This is a genomic window from Methanosarcina sp. A14 (assembly GCF_001729375.1).
Classification (GTDB): Archaea; Halobacteriota; Methanosarcinia; order Methanosarcinales; family Methanosarcinaceae; genus Methanosarcina; species Methanosarcina barkeri.
Genome location: NZ_LZPK01000363.1, coordinates 1 through 16,568 on the forward strand (window position 1 = coordinate 1; position 16,568 = coordinate 16,568).

At 36.4% G+C, this 16,568-nt stretch carries 13 protein-coding genes; 4 read left to right on the plus strand and 9 right to left on the minus strand.

The genetic code is table 11. From position 1 onward, the window contains the following. Positions 1–22 precede the first annotated feature (22 nt). On the minus strand, positions 23–967 hold the full coding sequence (locus A9239_RS16000; RefSeq protein WP_048119033.1) for a DUF3344 domain-containing protein: 945 nt from the start codon (positions 965–967) through the stop codon (positions 23–25). Between the two features lie 34 nt (positions 968–1,001). Continuing rightward, entirely contained in the window at positions 1,002–2,186 is a 1,185-nt protein-coding gene (locus A9239_RS16005; RefSeq protein ID WP_048119036.1) for an ABC transporter permease, read from the minus strand. Between the two features lie 442 nt (positions 2,187–2,628). Between A9239_RS16005 and A9239_RS16010 the strand changes: the two genes are divergently transcribed. Both A9239_RS16010 and A9239_RS16015 read left to right on the plus strand, forming a co-directional pair. Next, positions 2,629–3,804 carry a DUF2117 family protein gene (locus A9239_RS16010; RefSeq protein ID WP_048119038.1) on the plus strand — a complete coding sequence of 392 codons (1,176 nt, stop codon included), beginning with the start codon at positions 2,629–2,631 and terminating at the stop codon, positions 3,802–3,804. 103 nt (positions 3,805–3,907) lie between these two features. After that, complete coding sequence (locus A9239_RS16015) at positions 3,908–4,831, plus strand: hypothetical protein (RefSeq protein ID WP_052712717.1); 924 nt, start codon at positions 3,908–3,910, stop codon at positions 4,829–4,831. A 667-nt stretch (positions 4,832–5,498) separates the two neighbouring features. Here the strand turns inward: A9239_RS16015 and A9239_RS16020 are convergent. The 3 genes from A9239_RS16020 to A9239_RS16030 all read right to left on the minus strand — a co-directional run bounded on the left by A9239_RS16020 (position 5,499) and on the right by A9239_RS16030 (position 10,475). Beyond that, positions 5,499–6,698, minus strand: coding sequence for a hypothetical protein (locus A9239_RS16020; RefSeq protein WP_052712716.1), 1,200 nt, complete (start codon positions 6,696–6,698; stop codon positions 5,499–5,501). A gap of 154 nt (positions 6,699–6,852) precedes the next feature. After that, complete coding sequence (locus A9239_RS16025; protein ID WP_080941508.1) at positions 6,853–8,544, minus strand: DUF3344 domain-containing protein; 1,692 nt, start codon at positions 8,542–8,544, stop codon at positions 6,853–6,855. An 842-nt stretch (positions 8,545–9,386) separates the two neighbouring features. Continuing rightward, on the minus strand, positions 9,387–10,475 hold the full coding sequence (locus A9239_RS16030) for a hypothetical protein (RefSeq protein ID WP_048156856.1): 1,089 nt from the start codon (positions 10,473–10,475) through the stop codon (positions 9,387–9,389). Positions 10,476–10,901: 426 nt separating this feature from the next. On the opposite strand from A9239_RS16030, the gene A9239_RS19755 reads away from it, so the two are divergent. Beyond that, complete coding sequence (locus tag A9239_RS19755; RefSeq protein ID WP_155400459.1) at positions 10,902–11,072, plus strand: hypothetical protein; 171 nt, start codon at positions 10,902–10,904, stop codon at positions 11,070–11,072. A gap of 528 nt (positions 11,073–11,600) precedes the next feature. On the opposite strand, the gene A9239_RS16045 is transcribed toward A9239_RS19755, so the two are convergent. The 4 genes from A9239_RS16045 to A9239_RS16055 all read right to left on the minus strand — a co-directional run bounded on the left by A9239_RS16045 (position 11,601) and on the right by A9239_RS16055 (position 13,329). After that, a complete protein-coding gene (locus A9239_RS16045; RefSeq protein WP_048154987.1) occupies positions 11,601–11,957 on the minus strand; it encodes a hypothetical protein in 357 nt (118 codons plus the stop codon). A gap of 16 nt (positions 11,958–11,973) precedes the next feature. Beyond that, entirely contained in the window at positions 11,974–12,192 is a 219-nt protein-coding gene (locus A9239_RS16050) for a hypothetical protein (protein ID WP_048154985.1), read from the minus strand. A gap of 216 nt (positions 12,193–12,408) precedes the next feature. Then, positions 12,409–12,579 carry a hypothetical protein gene (locus tag A9239_RS19760; protein WP_155396477.1) on the minus strand — a complete coding sequence of 57 codons (171 nt, stop codon included), beginning with the start codon at positions 12,577–12,579 and terminating at the stop codon, positions 12,409–12,411. A gap of 108 nt (positions 12,580–12,687) precedes the next feature. Next, positions 12,688–13,329: a hypothetical protein gene (locus A9239_RS16055; RefSeq protein ID WP_048154982.1), complete on the minus strand. Its 642-nt coding sequence runs from the start codon at positions 13,327–13,329 to the stop codon at positions 12,688–12,690. 599 nt (positions 13,330–13,928) lie between these two features. Here A9239_RS16055 and A9239_RS16060 point away from each other — a divergent pair. Beyond that, complete coding sequence (locus A9239_RS16060) at positions 13,929–16,406, plus strand: hypothetical protein (protein WP_141706491.1); 2,478 nt, start codon at positions 13,929–13,931, stop codon at positions 16,404–16,406. Positions 16,407–16,568: the final 162 nt, after the last annotated feature.

A 16,568-nucleotide genomic window follows, 5' to 3' on the forward strand; every position in this document is an offset into this window, starting at 1 on the left:
TCCTAACCTATTCTTCCTAAACCTATTCTTCCTGAACATATCTCTTCCTGAACCTGATGGCAATAGCAAGGAAAGCTAGAAGGCAGACGATTATTACTGGAAGAGGCACCTGTTGACTTTCTGCGCTTTTTTGTTCATGTATTTTAAGATACTCATCATTCGATTCCGATTCAGAAACGAGGACTGCAACACAGGGATGTAAGTAGCCTTCATCTCCCCGTTCAAAGCGAAGAGAGCTTTCCGTACTCTTCAGCGAGACTGAAGTTGAAAAAAGGTCAAAGTACTTTCCCTGAGCAGACCTGCCAACATCGCTTCCAATATTCGTAGAATCAAAGTACAGTTCATCTCTCTCCCCTTCAGTGCCTGCTACAATCATTGTATAGAGGCTTGCATTTTTCCCAGGGGATGTGCCTTCAAAAGTGCTCGTTACATCATCTTTATTAGTTGTATACGCAAGAGCATAATTGCCCTCGTTGATCCAGAACTTGACCGGAGGCAGGGACCTGTTCTCACAAACAGCTACGAGGGTAGTGCCGTAAGGGCCACCTCCTGGGATTTCAGGAGAGATAGAAACCTCGTTTATTCCATCATGGAGAGAATTATTGATTTGTAAACAATAGAGGCCGACTCCCCAGGCCGAAGAATAATCCGGCTCCTGCTTTACTGCAAGGTTATTGCCATTGACAGTTACACGGATACTATTCCCGCTTTTATAGTTCCAGACGGGTACGTAAAGTCTAGCAAATTTGATGTCCCCAGAAGGCAGTTTGAAATACTGGATATAAGGGTTTTCCCCGGTATAGCCATGTCCCCCATCAACATAGACTTCTCCTCTGACAACTCCTTCTGCAATCGTATATGGAGGAATACCATCTCCCTGCCAGCCTCCGTTTCCGGAGAAGAAGTAAAGGAGCAAAAGCCCGATTCCAAGCAGCCCTATTATCAAGATTTTCTTTCCAGTATCCAACTAAATCATCTCCCGGAAAAGCTAAGTATTCCATTCAAAGATGTCTCAATGCCTTGATAGGATCCAGTTTTGCAGCCCTCCAGGCAGGATAAAGCCCTGAAAGCACGGACACAAATAAAGAGATTATAAAACCGGCTGCAAGAATCTCGAAGTTTAATGCAGTCAGGTGGCCGATATTTTCAATTCCGAGCCGTGATATCAACAGTGGTCTTCCTACTTTATCTATGAGCATCGAGAAAATAACACCACAGAAATCTCCAAAAATCCCACCAAGAGCCCCGATAAACAGACATTCAGCTAAAAACATTCGCAGGATGTCAGATTCTGAAGCACCAAGAGCTTTTGAGATCCCTATCTCCCGGGTTCGTTCGTAGACCGAGACCACCATAGTGTTGATTACCATTAGTCCACCTACAAGCAAGGTAATACTCGAAAAAAAAGCAAGGATAAGAGTCACCGCGTTCATTATCCGGTTAACGGAATCGATTTCGTCCTGGGCACTTGAAGTAGCAAGCCCAAGTTTTTCGATCTTCTTTCTTGTATCGGTAACAAGAGAAGAACTTTCCACCTTAACCAGAGCCCCATCATAATACTCCTTTTTGCTGAGTTCCTTTGCATATCCAAGCCTCATAAAAGCTTCATTGTCGATTTCGCTCCCAGTTGGCTTTAAATAGCCCGTTGGAATAAAGCTTACTTCCTTATCGATTGGTCTCCCATCAGCTCCATAAAGACGCAACTTAGCTGTTATGGGTGTCCCTATCTCGGCTCCGTCCAATTTTTCCAGTTTTTCCCACAGGTCACTTCCAAGTACAATCTGGTTCTGCCCACTCTCAAACCAGCCCCCTCCGGCAAGCTCAAGCTCATTTGCAGTTCTGTAATCTTCCTGAACACCAAATAAGTCAAAATAGCTCCCTGAAGGACTAACATAGGCATCTTTTACATACGGACAGACCAGATTCCCATATTCTTTTAGTTCTTCTACTTTCGATTCGCTTAGCAGGATGAGTCCATTATCTTTTAAACCTGGAGAAACATCAATTAAAGTCAGGTCACGAGACTTCTGAATCTCTTCTACCGCATTGATTCGTAGACCTTCTCCGAAAGAGACGACGGCTACTACAGATGCTACTCCAATTGCGATTCCTAGAAGTATCAGCAGGCTTCGGAGTTTTTTAAGACGCAACTGCCTTATTGCCATTGAAAATTCTTCGTCAAACATCGTTCAACAATCCTTGTTTCCTTTTCCATTACTGTAATGGGGCAGGGATAAGACCAAAACGTAGCCAGATCAATGCATTATGATTACAGTAACGTATAATTAATGAAAGAAAAAACATTGCTGATTACAAGATTAAATGTTACTTATTTTTTATTAGTTAACATAAATTATGAATATATATCTTTTTTGATTTTTACAGGTACTTATTTGGAAACAAGCTCGAATTTAAGCCCGAATTTAAAATGTAATTTATTTTTTAATAGTCATAAAATGAGTTTATCACGTTGTATTAATCTGATGTACAAGCTTAACCATAAAAGATTTCCAAACAGATTTTGATAATATAAAAATTGATATAACTAAATATTATAAAGAAATATAACCTATTTAATACGAAATTAATTCGATGAGTATAATTAGTTTGACTATATGACTTGTATCTATGAAGATTGGAATTGTTATTCATAATGTCCAGCTTATGGATTCCCCCCAGATAATTAAAAATATTCTTACACTACTCTCCAGGGAAAACCTTGTCGACGCTTGTCTCTGCGGTACATTGGGAAAAGTTGCAGTTATTGATGCCGGTTTGGAAGACTTGATTGAAATTAACCAGTTTCGAAGTCCAAGTGCCTGTATTGGGACTCTCTTTAAATCAAATGACATGGTGTGCCTTCTGAACCATGGTAGAGAGCTCCAAACAGGCCGAACTTTTGGAAGGATCGTAGTCTCGCATGTAGAAAACCCTGATGAAAAGCCTCTTATACAGATAGAAAGGCCCGGTTGTCTCGATGGTGAAATCATCCCATGGAATCAGGCTGCTGAACCCCATGTTGAAAAACTTTCCAAATTGCTTAATCTAAAAATTTCCCAGCCTCCGCGTCCGATTAATACTATTGAAATAACCAACCAGGGAAGGCGGATTCTGAGAAGAATATCAGCTTTTCCCGGGGCATACATACTTGTTGAGGGGATCATTATTGGAAAAGCTACTTCTTCTGAGGTCACCCTCATATCCGAAGATGGTTTCTTGACCTCAATAGAAGGAGGAATTCTAAAAGAGCAGGGTATTGATATTCTCCATAAGCATGGAGAAAGAGTACCTATAGACCTTTCCAGGTCCTGGATAAAAACCGGTACTCAGCGGGAAAATTTCAAAGGCCATAAAAGCTCTCCTGAAGACAAAAGCGAATGTGTGGCAAAAACTGCTATTTTAAAAAAGAACTCTTTAATGGAGACAACTCCTGAAAACGGAGTTAAGGTCATTCTTATAGACCACTGTGCAGAGCGTTCACTTGAGATGATTGAAGGAGCAGACATTGCTATTACCATTGGAGACGACACAACTGAGATTGCAGGAAGTATATTTTCCAGGTTTGGAATTCCGATTATTGGAGTTACGGATGGTGACTGTGACGAACTTGCAGCTTCAGTTACCTATTCTGCGGGTTCTGTGATCCTGAATTTAAAATCCGGACAGGATGACGAGTTCGGTAGACTAATTCTGCAGGATATTTTATCAGGAAAAAAAGTCGCCTTTTTTGAAAATCTTGATAACTTGAAGTTAAGAATTATGAATCTCGCAGAAAGTTCTCTTGAATCCGTCTCAGAATACTGAACTACGTTTACATTTGCACAAAAGACGAGATAACTCTCTAAACGTGAAAAGTCAAACTTAAATTATGCATAAAATTTGTACTGGGAAATAGTGAGGTTTGTAAATGAAAGTAAAGATTGTGTTATTCATTAGCGTCCTTCTGATCTCATTGCAAGGAACTGCAGCGTATGGTATGGGAATTGGAGTGAGCCCAGGAAATATGAGTTTTAAACTTGCTCCTGGGACGTCTGCAGAGCAACAGATATATGTGATAAATACAGGAAATGAAACTGCAAGATATGATGTTTTTGTTAATGAAAGTACTTATCAAAATTGGTTTACCTTTTCTCCCTCCTCCTTTGATCTAAAAGCAGGAGAAACGAAAGAAGTTAGAGTTACGCTCAAAGTTCCCGCTTCTACTGAAACAGACATTAAATGCAAAATATATGTTCCATGCACCATACCAGGAAGATCTGTTGGGGCGGGGGTCATAATTCCTGTTCATGTTGAAGTCTCCACATTAGAAGAGAGTTCTTCTGAAAGAGTCTCTTCTAGTGGTAGCTCTTCTAAAGGAGTCTCTTCTAGTGGTAGCTCTTCTAAAGGAATAGAAAACTCTTCCAACGGTAGTTATTCAAAAGGAACAGAAAACTCTTCCAATGGTAGTTATTCAAAAGGGATAGAAAACTCTTCAAATCCTTTAACTAAAATAGAAATCAACAAGACCTTGCAGCAATCTTTGGAAAACATCGACGACAGGCTTAATTTTAGTCAGAATGCTACACATATAGATGAGGAACTAAAAGATTACACTGAAAATTTGCAAGTAATTATGACCAAGAGTATTGATAATGCAACCAGAAGTTTTGAAGTTATTACTAAGAGTCTTGGTAATACAATTAAAAACCTTGGTGAAAAAAATCCTTCTGATCTGACTAAAATTAAAAGTTATGAAGAAAAGTTCCATGTTTTACCTGGTTTTAATGCATCCCTTGCATATGTATGTCTGGTGATTTCAGGGCTGCTAATGAGAAGGAGGCTACTTAAATAATAAATCATAACTGAAAATTTTCAGGGAAAATTAGAAAGAGAGTAAGATTATTTAAAATTTTATTTACCTGTACTTGTTATTCGAAGAATTTCATGTTGTTTTGTCATCTTTTTACCCCACAATATAATTGTCGGATAAGCTGTCAACTACCAACATTTCATCCTGGCTGCTGCCTGCTTCGGTGAGTTCACAATAGAATTGTCAGATAAGGTGTCAATTACCAGCAGCTAAAGTAGTTGGCTTGGCTTTCAAATTCCTCGAAAGAGGTAGAGAACAATAGGCTCATTGACTACACAAAGCCCATAGAAATTCCTCGAAAGAGGCAGAGGACAATAGGCTTATTGACTAAAGCCAGTAGCGTCGAACCGTTGCAACCCTCATTGATTTGTGCATGAGATGCTCATATATGATTGGAATTTTGACTTAAAATAAGTCAACACACGATGAAAATAATGTTGTTAGAGTTGGCGAAGTCCTTCCACAACTAAAGCAGTGGATTTCTTGCTTCGACTTTCGTGAAAGCATAGAACTCTTGAATCTCTCCTCATTCTATAACTATAAAAAGTTATGAAAGTCAAGTACCTCTCCCTAGAACCATTTCATGCTCAGGTTTTCGAGGAAGGGAGTTTCTCGCCTTATAATAATAAAGTTATGAAGACCAAAAAAATTATGCTGGAACCAGATTAACGGACAATTTTGTTTTTACAGGAGATATTTCTTCTACCTGAGTCTCATGATTATATTCTTTGTATGAAATATTATCATATACTGTGATTATATCTTCGGAATCTGAACATTCATTGTATAGTTGCCCGCATAAATTTGCATATGCATGAGTTTGCGGTACCCTGTGTGCTCCGAGTTTTTCGGATTTGATGGAGTAAGAAATTGTTTTCATTTCTTCCGGGGCCAGCACAAAATCCTGGCTCAAATAAGACAAATTATCCAAACCCAGGACACTGGAGGCCAGTTCGGAGTTGTTAATCATTGTAAATGTTGCTGGCACCGGGTCGATTAATGAGATATTTACTGGCCTGTCTTGAACGTTTTTAACGGAAACCGTAACATATGCAGGAGTTCCTATAAAAACTTCGGACCCTGTGTATTTATAGATTTTCAGGGGCTCGCTGACTGAAATGTCTACAACTTTTGAAAGGAAATGTTTACCGGAATTATCTTCCCAACTCACATTTCCGGTTATACTATAATTATCTTTTATTCTTTCTGGAAACCTGAGACGAAGTTCAAAAGATTTTTTTGAACCTTTATCAATCGTTATATTTTCAGGACCTCCATCCTGAACCAGAAGCCCATCGGGGTCAACATTAAATTTTACTTTGTCTGCTTTAATGTTCCCTATATTTCGAATCTCCGTATCAACAATTACTTCGTCACTAAGCAGGTACTCATCTTTATCAGCCTCCAAATCAAGTGCCAGACTCACGTTATCTTCGGTAGATGTTTCATCGGCGGACTTTTTTGCTTCAAAAACTACTTCTGCTTCAGGTGAACAAAGATTAGAAAACATAGGAAGGTTTTCCATATTGGTGACGTTGCAAGCCTTAAGCCGTATGTTGTTATTGTCCATATAACACCAGCTTGAACTGTTATTTTCCAGGACCGTATCCCCAAGAGTCAAACCGTTTTTCGAGACACGAAGCCAGACCATGCCATAACCATCAAATTTCAATGCTTCAATAGTGTATTCATCAACAGAAACTATGCTTACTATTGAATTTTCAGTTCCGAGAGTAACGGTCAGGCTGCTCCATTCATCTTCATTTGCCGCAGCAGGCATAATACCTATGAGCATGTAAAAAACAATTAAAAAAACCGCAATTGTATAGAAATTACCTTTTCTCTTCATGACTGTTCCCTCCAGTTTTGTAACTTTATGAGCAAAGCAGCCAAAATAAACCCTGAGACTACGTAAAATTTGGAAAAACATGCCTGCTTTCCAATTTTATTAGAACCTGCAAAAGAACACCCTATATACAGGCTTCGATTGTATGTCCTGGTTTTCAAAATCGTTGCCACCAATTAGAGATCAATTTTTTGATAAATAGATAGATCTTATTTATTGACAGGTCGATCTTATTTAGTAACAGGTCTTCATACTGGGGAATCTGATGAGTCTCATTAGTAGATCTTGTTTTATTTTTATTTTTAGACAAGGAAGACTCATTAAAGTCACGCAGGAAAGAAGCTTTTCGGTTGATAACGATAACTTCCTTTGCTGTGTTATTTGCTTTATCCCCCGCGCAAACAGTTATTACATTAGGTCCTGAAACCAAAGGCACTTTTGCGCTCCAGCCCCCTTCTGAAAGTAAGGCTTTTTTTCCGTTCACGTCCACTGTTATGTTCCGACTTGTGTCTTCAACCGTTCCACTTACAGTTATCTCTCCAGCGTCTACGAAACTTCCGTCTTCAGGTGATTTTATTTCAATCTCGGGTGGATTCATATCGACAATTTTGGCAAGAACAGGAATGTTGCAATTATTTATTTCACATTTTTCTTTTATCTTGTTCACGTAGTCGACATATACTTTTAGAGCCTTCTGTCCATCACTGGCAGGTTTCCAATTAAACTCTATAGTTTTGTTTTTATCACTGGCAAGAGAAGATACGGAAGCAGTGGATACTACTTCATCATCAGCATAAAGTGCTGCCTGAAAACTACTTGCCGGGTCTGTTCCGATATTTTTTATGTTTGCCTTGATGACATTATCTTTGCCTGTGCAGAGCACAGGTAAGGTAAGTCCAGAGACTATGAGATCAGAGGAGGTTCCAGCTTCTTCTGTTCCCAAAGTTAGCGCGGCCAATACAGGATGGACATAATCTTCATCATCTCTTTGGAACTTAACTTCGTTGTCATCTTCCGTAAGAAAGTCCAGTACATCAAAGAATTTCAAATCAAAATAACTTTTTGAATCGGCAATATCGTTTTTGTTATCCCCATCGGATAGCTGTTCATCGTTAAAGTAGAGAGAGTCATCAAGCCCTTTACTGCCACAGAGATAAGCTACAGCAAGGGTTGCAGTTTTGTACTCATCCGTATCTATACGTCCAGAAAACTTGGCATATCCCTCGTCATGCGTTGATGGCATATCCCCACTCCATCCTGTACCGTGAAGGTTCAGATTTCCTTCCTCTATCCAGTACTTTGTATTCGTTCCTTCTTTATCTTCATATACAGCAGTAAGGACTATACCATATACTCTGCCATCAATGTCCCCTTCAGTTTTTGCTTCCACTTTTACAGGTCCGGTGCTTATGTTTGTGCCTACGTCATAAGCTAACCAATATACTCCATGCCCAGAACAATATATTGATGGATTCTGACCCTCATCATCTCCCGAATCTGCTTTACCCTCCAAGTCCACACTTTCAAAATCTTTTCCATTTATCGTAAGATCCACAGTTCCGGTTTTTTCTTCTGTACCACCCCATACACCCACATATACCCTGGCCCATTTTACGGAATCTCCCGGAATATTGAATTCCTGAACATAAGGGGTTTCCTTAAGTCCCTCTCCTCCATCAACGTAAAGTCCGCCTTTTACCGTCCCTGATGTAATTTCGGTTAATTCGTCCTGATCAGGAACACCTTCAAAATTGTAAGTTGCCAGGCAAGGAGAAATATGCATAAAAAGAATTAAGAGTCCTGCAGCGTATATTAAAAATCTGTTCAATTTACTGCTTTTTAACAGCATATTTATTCGCCCATCTCTTCATAATTTCTCTATAAGTTTTTAATTTCTGGCAACTATTAAAGCCATTAGCTGGAATATATAGTAATTAATTACGTAAGTCGATTATTATTTTTTTAATTACATATTATTTCAAACAAACTTTAAATTTTATCATACTTTATATTATTCATATATTAATTTTTCTAAATGATGTTATGTTATTTTAAAAAATTATTATTTTTAGTGCTAGATTTGAGCCTATACCAAAAGCCACTTTATTCTTAATCAGTGAGAATTCTCAGAATTGTTTTCATGATCATGAGCTTGATTGATTATTCAAAATAAAAGGCCTAAGAAGCAAATTTTAAGTTCTGGGGCGAACTTATTAATATAATTTTGTTGTGCCTATCCAGAAACCAATAGTTAGAAATTATAAATATTGTTTTATATTATTTTATGAAATCGATGATGTTCTATGGGAATCCATAGAACCTTATCTTCCATCATAGAAATCACATACATGAAGGCCTGTTTCCGGACCTTCCAAAGTGACAGCTGAAGAAATGTATGATACAGCTAAGGATACAGCTAAGATTAGAAAATGTTACCGAAAAAGAGGAATAAAGTCCAATATACTAAACAAAAAAACCAAAAAAAGAAGATAAGAAGACCAATAAAGGTAGACGGAAAAATACACGAAGAAAAGTGCAATAGAAAGGGTCTTTCACTGGATAAAATCATGCAAGAAAGTATTTTCAGGATACGAAATCAAAAAGATAGCATCTCTTCATATTTGAGTGGAAATTCCTCAATTTCCACTCAATTTGAAGAGGATACTTTTTCCCCATTCTCCTGCCAGTCCCTCAATCGACATTATACCTTATATGTACCACACGATACCTGTCATAGAGCGTTACGTTCAGGGTAAGGAGAAGGACAAAAAATAGCGCGTTAAAAAGGTTGATCGAACCGTCATATCTGGGCAGCAGGAAATCAAATGCGAGGACTATGCCGAAGTTCACCATGGTCATCACTATGAATTCCCGGATTATAGACCTCCAGTGAGTCCCATGCTTTGCAAGCCAGTGGCTCAATGCAGTGTTTATTATTATAATGATGGCCATACCTATCGCCAGCTGGAAGTTGGTTGAACGTATCTCGGGAAGAACCTGGGCAAAAATTATGCTCAAGAGGGATACCAGCACTATTTTTTCGACAAGCGCGGTATTGAAAAAACGTTCTGCAGAATTAAGTACCGGAAAATTAATCTCACGTACTTGCCCGGAAAAACCTTCTGGAGCGGCAGGAAGAGAGTCGGCTGCAATTTCAAAACCAGGCTTCATTGGAGGCAGGTCTCGAAGCAGCGCCCATGCAATGCCGAGCAGAAAGAGAGCCCATGCAATCAGAATGAGAGCGTTTGAAGGATTGGCTCTTATCCAATCGGTTGTGTCCAGTTTGGCAATATGGATCCAGTATTCCTGTGGAAGTTTTATGAAGACCCAGATCAGGGCCGCAGCCGTAATTAATTTCTTTTTTGTAAGCACTGAAGGATTCCATTTCAAGCGGACTCCTTCATAGAAATAGAAGAAATACTCAAAGGTATTGGGAAAAATAAGCAATAATGGACGCAGGTGTGTTATTTCGAAAAGGGTTACTCCGACCATTCTGTAATAAAAAAGGAAACGACTCATCTTAAAGGCAAAAAGGTTTGACCAGTTTCGAAGAGTTGAAAGGTATGTAATCGCCAGATAATAAATGTCCAGCGCCTTATCATAGCCCTGGTAACCTTCCAGAGGCAGGCTCGTAAACTGCTGGAAAATTGTCTGGTCTATGGTATCAAGGACCATAGAAGCGATTACTGCCGGCAGAGGATATCTGGGAATAGCGAGTGGTATAAAGAAACGTAACATAACCACAGTCCAGAAAATCAACATATCCGATGTATCCGGCACGCTAAATTTGCCCCCTTTCCTCAGAATTTTTGGCCACATTTTCTGATTTATCAAGTCTTTTGAGGTTCAAACCTTCAGACCGAAAATTAGTGTTATAAGCTGTGTCCAAGAAATTAATGTTGTGTATCTTTACTGAAGGTGACGTTAATAATTAGTATTTATACACCATTCTTTATTATATTATTTTTATAAATTTTATAACTTTCGACTACCTGGACTACTATTTTTATATTTAAACCAGTCTACTCATTACGAAATCAATGTATGACTGATTTTCATATAAATCTAAGTTATAGATATCTACTATTAATATCAACTAAAAAGACCAGCTAGATGCCAGTAACCTTGCCTGCATGCAGCCGGGGTCATTGGATCTTAAGGCAAGAAATCTTGCGGATATGTGGAGATACTCTGCTGAAAAAAATTATGGCAAAAGGGAATGGCATTGCTCTTGAAACAGTAAAAACTTTAGTAACAATTGATATCTTAATTAAGATCCTTGAATTTAAGAATAAAACTGGTTCTGGAATGAGCTCATACAGAGAACGAAATATAAAAGGAAGTAGTAAAAAGAAGAGTGTAAGAAAAGTAGTTTGAACATGAGGTATAATTTAACTAAGTAATTTTGAAATTTATGATATAAATTCTTTGTGGTCAAGTTGTGAATACTTTAATAAATATTTACTGATTGGAATAATTTTAGTCTAATCTGGGGATAAGCCACTTGAAAATTTTGAGTGTTCTTGATTACATCAAAGAAAAAAAAAAATCATTTCCACTTATGTTTTATATGTGATTGATATTCTATATCATGCAGTTCTAAATGCTAATATTGAATGGGGTTCATGAGTAGCATTTAGCAAAAACGTAGAGCAAGGTAAACGAGGTTCGCCATTCCTCAGCCCTGCCCTCCACAAATCCGAAACCCCGCCTGAATGGAAAAGCTGCTGAGGTTTTTTGCCATTCCTCAAGCTTTAGTTAGGAGAGGTTTCAAGAGAACCGGAAATGAGGTTCGCCATTCCTCATTTAGGTTCCGGATATCAGAAACAAAAAGAAGTGAGAGAGAAATCCCTCTCTATTACTGTTTTTACCTCTCACTTCAATTTGTTTCTAACTGCAGCCCAGCTAATATCTGTTGAATCCTTTTGATTCTGCTTTTAACTTTAGCCTATGCTTTTTTATGATTATATATTCCTCAGCCCCTTCCTCTTCCAGGCTGCTCCTCTTTTTTGTCGCTTCCTCTCCCAGGCTGTTCTTCTTTTTTGTCACTTCCTCTCCCAGGTTGTTCTTCTTCAACTTCCCTTGGCTGATCTGGCGTTCTGTCACTTCCTCTCTCAGGCTGTTCCTGTTCCGGTTCTTCCGACGATCCCTGCTTTCCATGACTTCCTCTTCGAGGTTGTTTCTGTTCAATTTCTCCCGATTGTGCCCGTTTTCCATAACTTCCTCTCCGAGGTTGCTCATTTTTGTTACTTTCTCTCTCAAGCTGCTCCTGACTCATTTAACGCCTCTTTTTATCTGTTTCCTCGTCTCTATTTCCTCTCCTCTGTCTCCTCTCTCTGTCTACTTTTCTCTGTTTCCTCTTCTCTGTTTCCTCTTCTCTGTTTCCTCTTCTCTGTTTCCTCTTCTCTGTTTCCTCTTCTCTGTTTCCTCTTCTCTGTACCTTCTCCTTTTTCTTTTCCTTTATTTCACATGTTTTTGTTAGTAAATTCTCCCTCAAGCACTATCATTGTTATCTCCACTTCAGCATGTGGATGAACGGGATTGGTATTCCTGAAGACTTTAGTTTAGAAAACTCCAATTCTCTTGGATTGCAGTTAGTGGAAACCCTGGTAGATCAGTTAGGAGAAGTTGAATTAAAAAGAGATTCTGGGACTGAGTTCTTTATAAGGTTTACAGTACCAGTACAAAACTGAAAAATAGTAAAATCGGATTCTCATACAATGCTCAGTTTACAAACTTTGTAATTTTGCCAACTATTTTTCTTCACTTTTCTACAAGGAAGACCCAGAATTGCACAGGTTTCTTCTTCTTTTTTATTCGATACGGAAAGACTGCTATAATTAAGTGCATTGACAGCATCCTGAAGTTTCACCTTTATATTCAAATAAGATCCCCTATTTCCCTATCAACTTCTATTTTAACACAAACAAATATTTGGTTATGAAGTATAATGATGAAGCTTTACCTTGTAATGTGGCATAGTCAAGCTAAATTATAAACCAATTATTTTATAGATTGTAATCAGACTCAGAGATAGAGATATAATAAAATTGATTGCTCCACTAAATGAAAATCTTCTAAAGCCCATTCTGATACTCTTGAATAAACAGCCAGCAAACATGACTATAAGAGATATTAATAGTAAGGGTATGTAGGATGGTTGTTCGGATGGAGTTATCATTCCTGAGACTATTTTGACATCTGTAGGAAAATCAGCGTTACTTATTTTGATATGATATATTCCTGATGCTTTCGGTGTAAATGAAAAGAAATCGATGGTTTGTTGTGTCATAGCTTCCTTTTGTGTCCCAGTCTCATCAGATGGAATAGGAGTAAAGCTTTTTTCAAAGCTTTTTTCCCAGAAAAGCTCTTTTTTTTGCGGATCAACTAAGGATAGATTCAGCGATTCTGAATTTAAAGCCCGTTCTTCTGTTTTGAATACAACAGTTACTTTTTCATTTTCAGTTAGCAATATGTTTGCTTCGAGGTCTTTTGATGGCCCAATGGACTCATTTAAAATATTGTCTCCTGAGATATATTCCGCTATAAAAGGAAGGGTAATTAACAAAAAAAAAATTATAACGGCAACTAGCCAAATAATCCTGATAATGTGAGTAAATACGTTATCTGACATTTTACCCGCCTGTTTACAATTAATAAAACTTAAAGATTCATACAGAAATAATTCATCATGTCTGTTTTAGGTTGACTTTTCCGTAGATACAATACAGTCATTACGAAAATCTGTCCACACGGTCCTGTTGCTACAGATAACAGGATAGTATTGGTGGTGATCTGAGTTTCAGCATTAAAATAGTGTTATAGTATAAGATACTTTGTAACATTATTTTATTATTTTATAATTTTATAATTAGTTTCATAGAGTGGTGTGTAGTGTCACAAATATTCGAGTAATAAACCTCGATGTCTTATTTAAATTAAAGTTTGTTACTAAATGTTAAAATTACTTCCAGTTAAACTCTGATTCACATCCCTATTATTCGCATGCAAGAAATGGTAGAATATTAAAAATGAACGTTCAAATCCACTACCTACCTAAGAAATACTTCCCTTATACCGTGAAACCATATTTTAATCCACAATAAATAGGAAGCCTCCGCCAGCTTGTCTGGCGGCCCGTCAAAAGAAAGAATATCAAAAACGAAGTAATTAAACGATCGGAAAAATGACATCAATATAATTAAATAATTTAAATAAGTTGTATTCTATTATATGGAAACTGTTATTTCTTCAATGCTAACAAATGTTGTACCCAGTTTGGTTATAGAGTCTTTCAAACTAGCATATTCAAAAATATTTAATAAAGATATTGAAAACATACTGATTAATAAGACGGACTTCGAATCAATCATTGAAACGAAAATTTTATTTGAAGAATTTCCAGAAATCGAAGCGAAATCATTATCTTTATTTTTGAAATCCGATGATGTCGAATCAATAGTTCTACAAATTTTTGATCAAGGATTAGTACATAAAAGTCTTGAAGAAATAAAATATGATTTTTGTTTATTATTTTCACTCAATTTTGAACTAAAAACTGAGAACTGTGATTCTTTTGCATCTAATCTTTTTAATATTTTAATTGAAGGGTGCAAACTAACATTAAACGAAGCCGTTTCAGAGGGAATTGTTTCTGCTCATGATGCAAAAACACAATTCCGTTTGAATTTACTTGAAGATAAAATAGACCGAATTGAAAGTAACACAGAAGAAATAAGAAACTCAATAGATACTCTTTCAAAACCAAAGATATATAAATTTGTAAACTGGTGCGAATATTTCTCTAAAAACGAAATTGACTTGATTCCAGCATTATCTTCTGAAATTCCTACGTTTAAAGCTTATCTGCATACGGCCAGAAATTTTATACTTTCTCAAACCAGTAATATTTTTATAATACATTCCCCTGGAGGTTATGGAAAATCTCATTTACTAAGGGAAATTGCCTCTACTATCAATGAGATAGATTTGAATAGAGAAGTTTTTATTGTAACTCCTGGATTTCCAGAAATCAACGATGCAATATCAAACGAAATAGTTAAAAATAAAAAATATCTATTAATTTTTGACGACGCCGATAGATATCCAGAAGAAGTAAAACCTCTTTTGTCTTATATTTCATATATCAATAAAAATATTAAAGTTATTCTGTCAACCAGAACATCTGGATTACAAGGCATCAATGAAATAATAAATCAACTGCCATGCAAAAATTCTCGTGAAGAACTGATGATCACAAGATGGTCTAATGAAGATTTAATTCAACTTTTGAGAATTGTTGCAGGAAAAGAACGAATAGACGATGAAGAAATAATCGTCAATACTTTTTTAAATCCTTATTTGATTGTGTGGATTGGAAAACAAATTAAAAATGATCAAGTAATTGAATTCAACACTATTAAAAATAACTTTGTCAATGACATTAATTATGAAGCTAAAAAATGTTTAAATGGTGTTCTTGAAGCTTCAATCATCAAAAATTTTATATTAAATCTCTCTCTCATAGTTCCTTTTTCGCAAAAAGACGATGAAATAGTGAAAAATCTAAGTGTTCTATGTTCACAAAGTGTAGAAAAAATAACCAAATCACTTGATATTCTCATAAAAATTGGTCTATTAAGAATCGTTGGTAACTCTTTGAGATTTAATCCTGACATGAAGGGAGATTTATATCTGGCTTACAATTTAAAAGAAATTGCTAATGAATCTACTTTAAAAGAACTAATAGAAAAATGGATTTTTGTAACTACTGATAAAGTGTTTATAAATTTATCAGCGGCCTCGAAATTTGATAATCCCCCGATCTTAAAAAAATATTGTTCTGGATTATTAAATGACTGGGTTAAAAATGCTGACAATGATTTTGGATATACTCGAATAAAAAAATTAAAATTGTTACAAAAAATTGTTCATATTGTTCCTGATAAAACATTGGATTTAATGTACACTTACTTAGACTCTCCATTACCACAAATTTCCGAAGTTGATCACCGATGGCTAAACAATGTCTACCCTACTACAGATAATTATGGGCCAATCGTAATAAGATTATTAATAAGTGGGCACTCGAGAGAAAACGTTTTGGAGTTTATAAGTGAACTATATGATAAAAAAGTAAAATACGGTACTTATGACAGCTATAAACCAAATCAATTGATTTTTACATCAATATCACCTACAGAAAATAATCTTGCCTTAATTAATTCTACTCTAGAGATTTTGCAAAATTGGGTGATTAACTCAGATAAACCAATTGTTGAAAATATATCATCTGCTTTGTCTGAATTACTTTCAGGTACCCATATAGTTTCAGATTATGGTTTTGGAAAAACATCTTGGAGACCTGTTAGTTTACAGGCAAATTCTGAATTAATTTATACAAGGAGAAAGGCAATTGCAGTCGTAAAAACGATGCTTAATCATCATAATCTAAATTTAAGATTATCTGCAATTGAAATTATAAATAACATTGGTAGAACTCATTCCATTTCAGAAAACGGATTATCATTAGCTACTGAAATTCGTAATGAACGAAGTCAACTGATTAATGAATTAAGCAATCATATTTCAATTGATGAAGACTTTCGAGTGTTATATAATATAGAAAAACTGTTTTTGGAATGGTGGGCTCTTGAAAAAGAAGGTACTGACGGAGTAAGTGAATTATTAAAAAATTACCTCAAAATATAGAGTATGTAGTATTTAAATATTTTTATTCTGTTGATTTTGTTATAGAAGACTTTTCTTTACTTGAGAGTAAGGTACCTAAGGAAGAAAAGTGGAACTGGTACATTAATAATTATCTACATAACTTTAAGCTTAAGTCCGAGGACGTTAAACATTTAGCTATTT

Coding starts and splice junctions, on each gene's coding strand:
- A9239_RS16005 (WP_048119036.1), bottom strand. CDS start 2,186: ATGTTTGACGAAGAATTTTCAATGGCAATAAGGCAGTTGCGTCTTAAA.
- A9239_RS16010 (WP_048119038.1), top strand. CDS start 2,629: ATGAAGATTGGAATTGTTATTCATAATGTCCAGCTTATGGATTCCCCC.
- A9239_RS16020 (WP_052712716.1), bottom strand. CDS start 6,698: ATGAAGAGAAAAGGTAATTTCTATACAATTGCGGTTTTTTTAATTGTT.
- A9239_RS16055 (WP_048154982.1), bottom strand. CDS start 13,329: ATGTCAGATAACGTATTTACTCACATTATCAGGATTATTTGGCTAGTT.
- A9239_RS16060 (WP_141706491.1), top strand. CDS start 13,929: ATGGAAACTGTTATTTCTTCAATGCTAACAAATGTTGTACCCAGTTTG.
- A9239_RS16015 (WP_052712717.1), top strand. CDS start 3,908: ATGAAAGTAAAGATTGTGTTATTCATTAGCGTCCTTCTGATCTCATTG.
- A9239_RS16025 (WP_080941508.1), bottom strand. CDS start 8,544: ATGCTGTTAAAAAGCAGTAAATTGAACAGATTTTTAATATACGCTGCA.
- A9239_RS19755 (WP_155400459.1), top strand. CDS start 10,902: ATGGCAAAAGGGAATGGCATTGCTCTTGAAACAGTAAAAACTTTAGTA.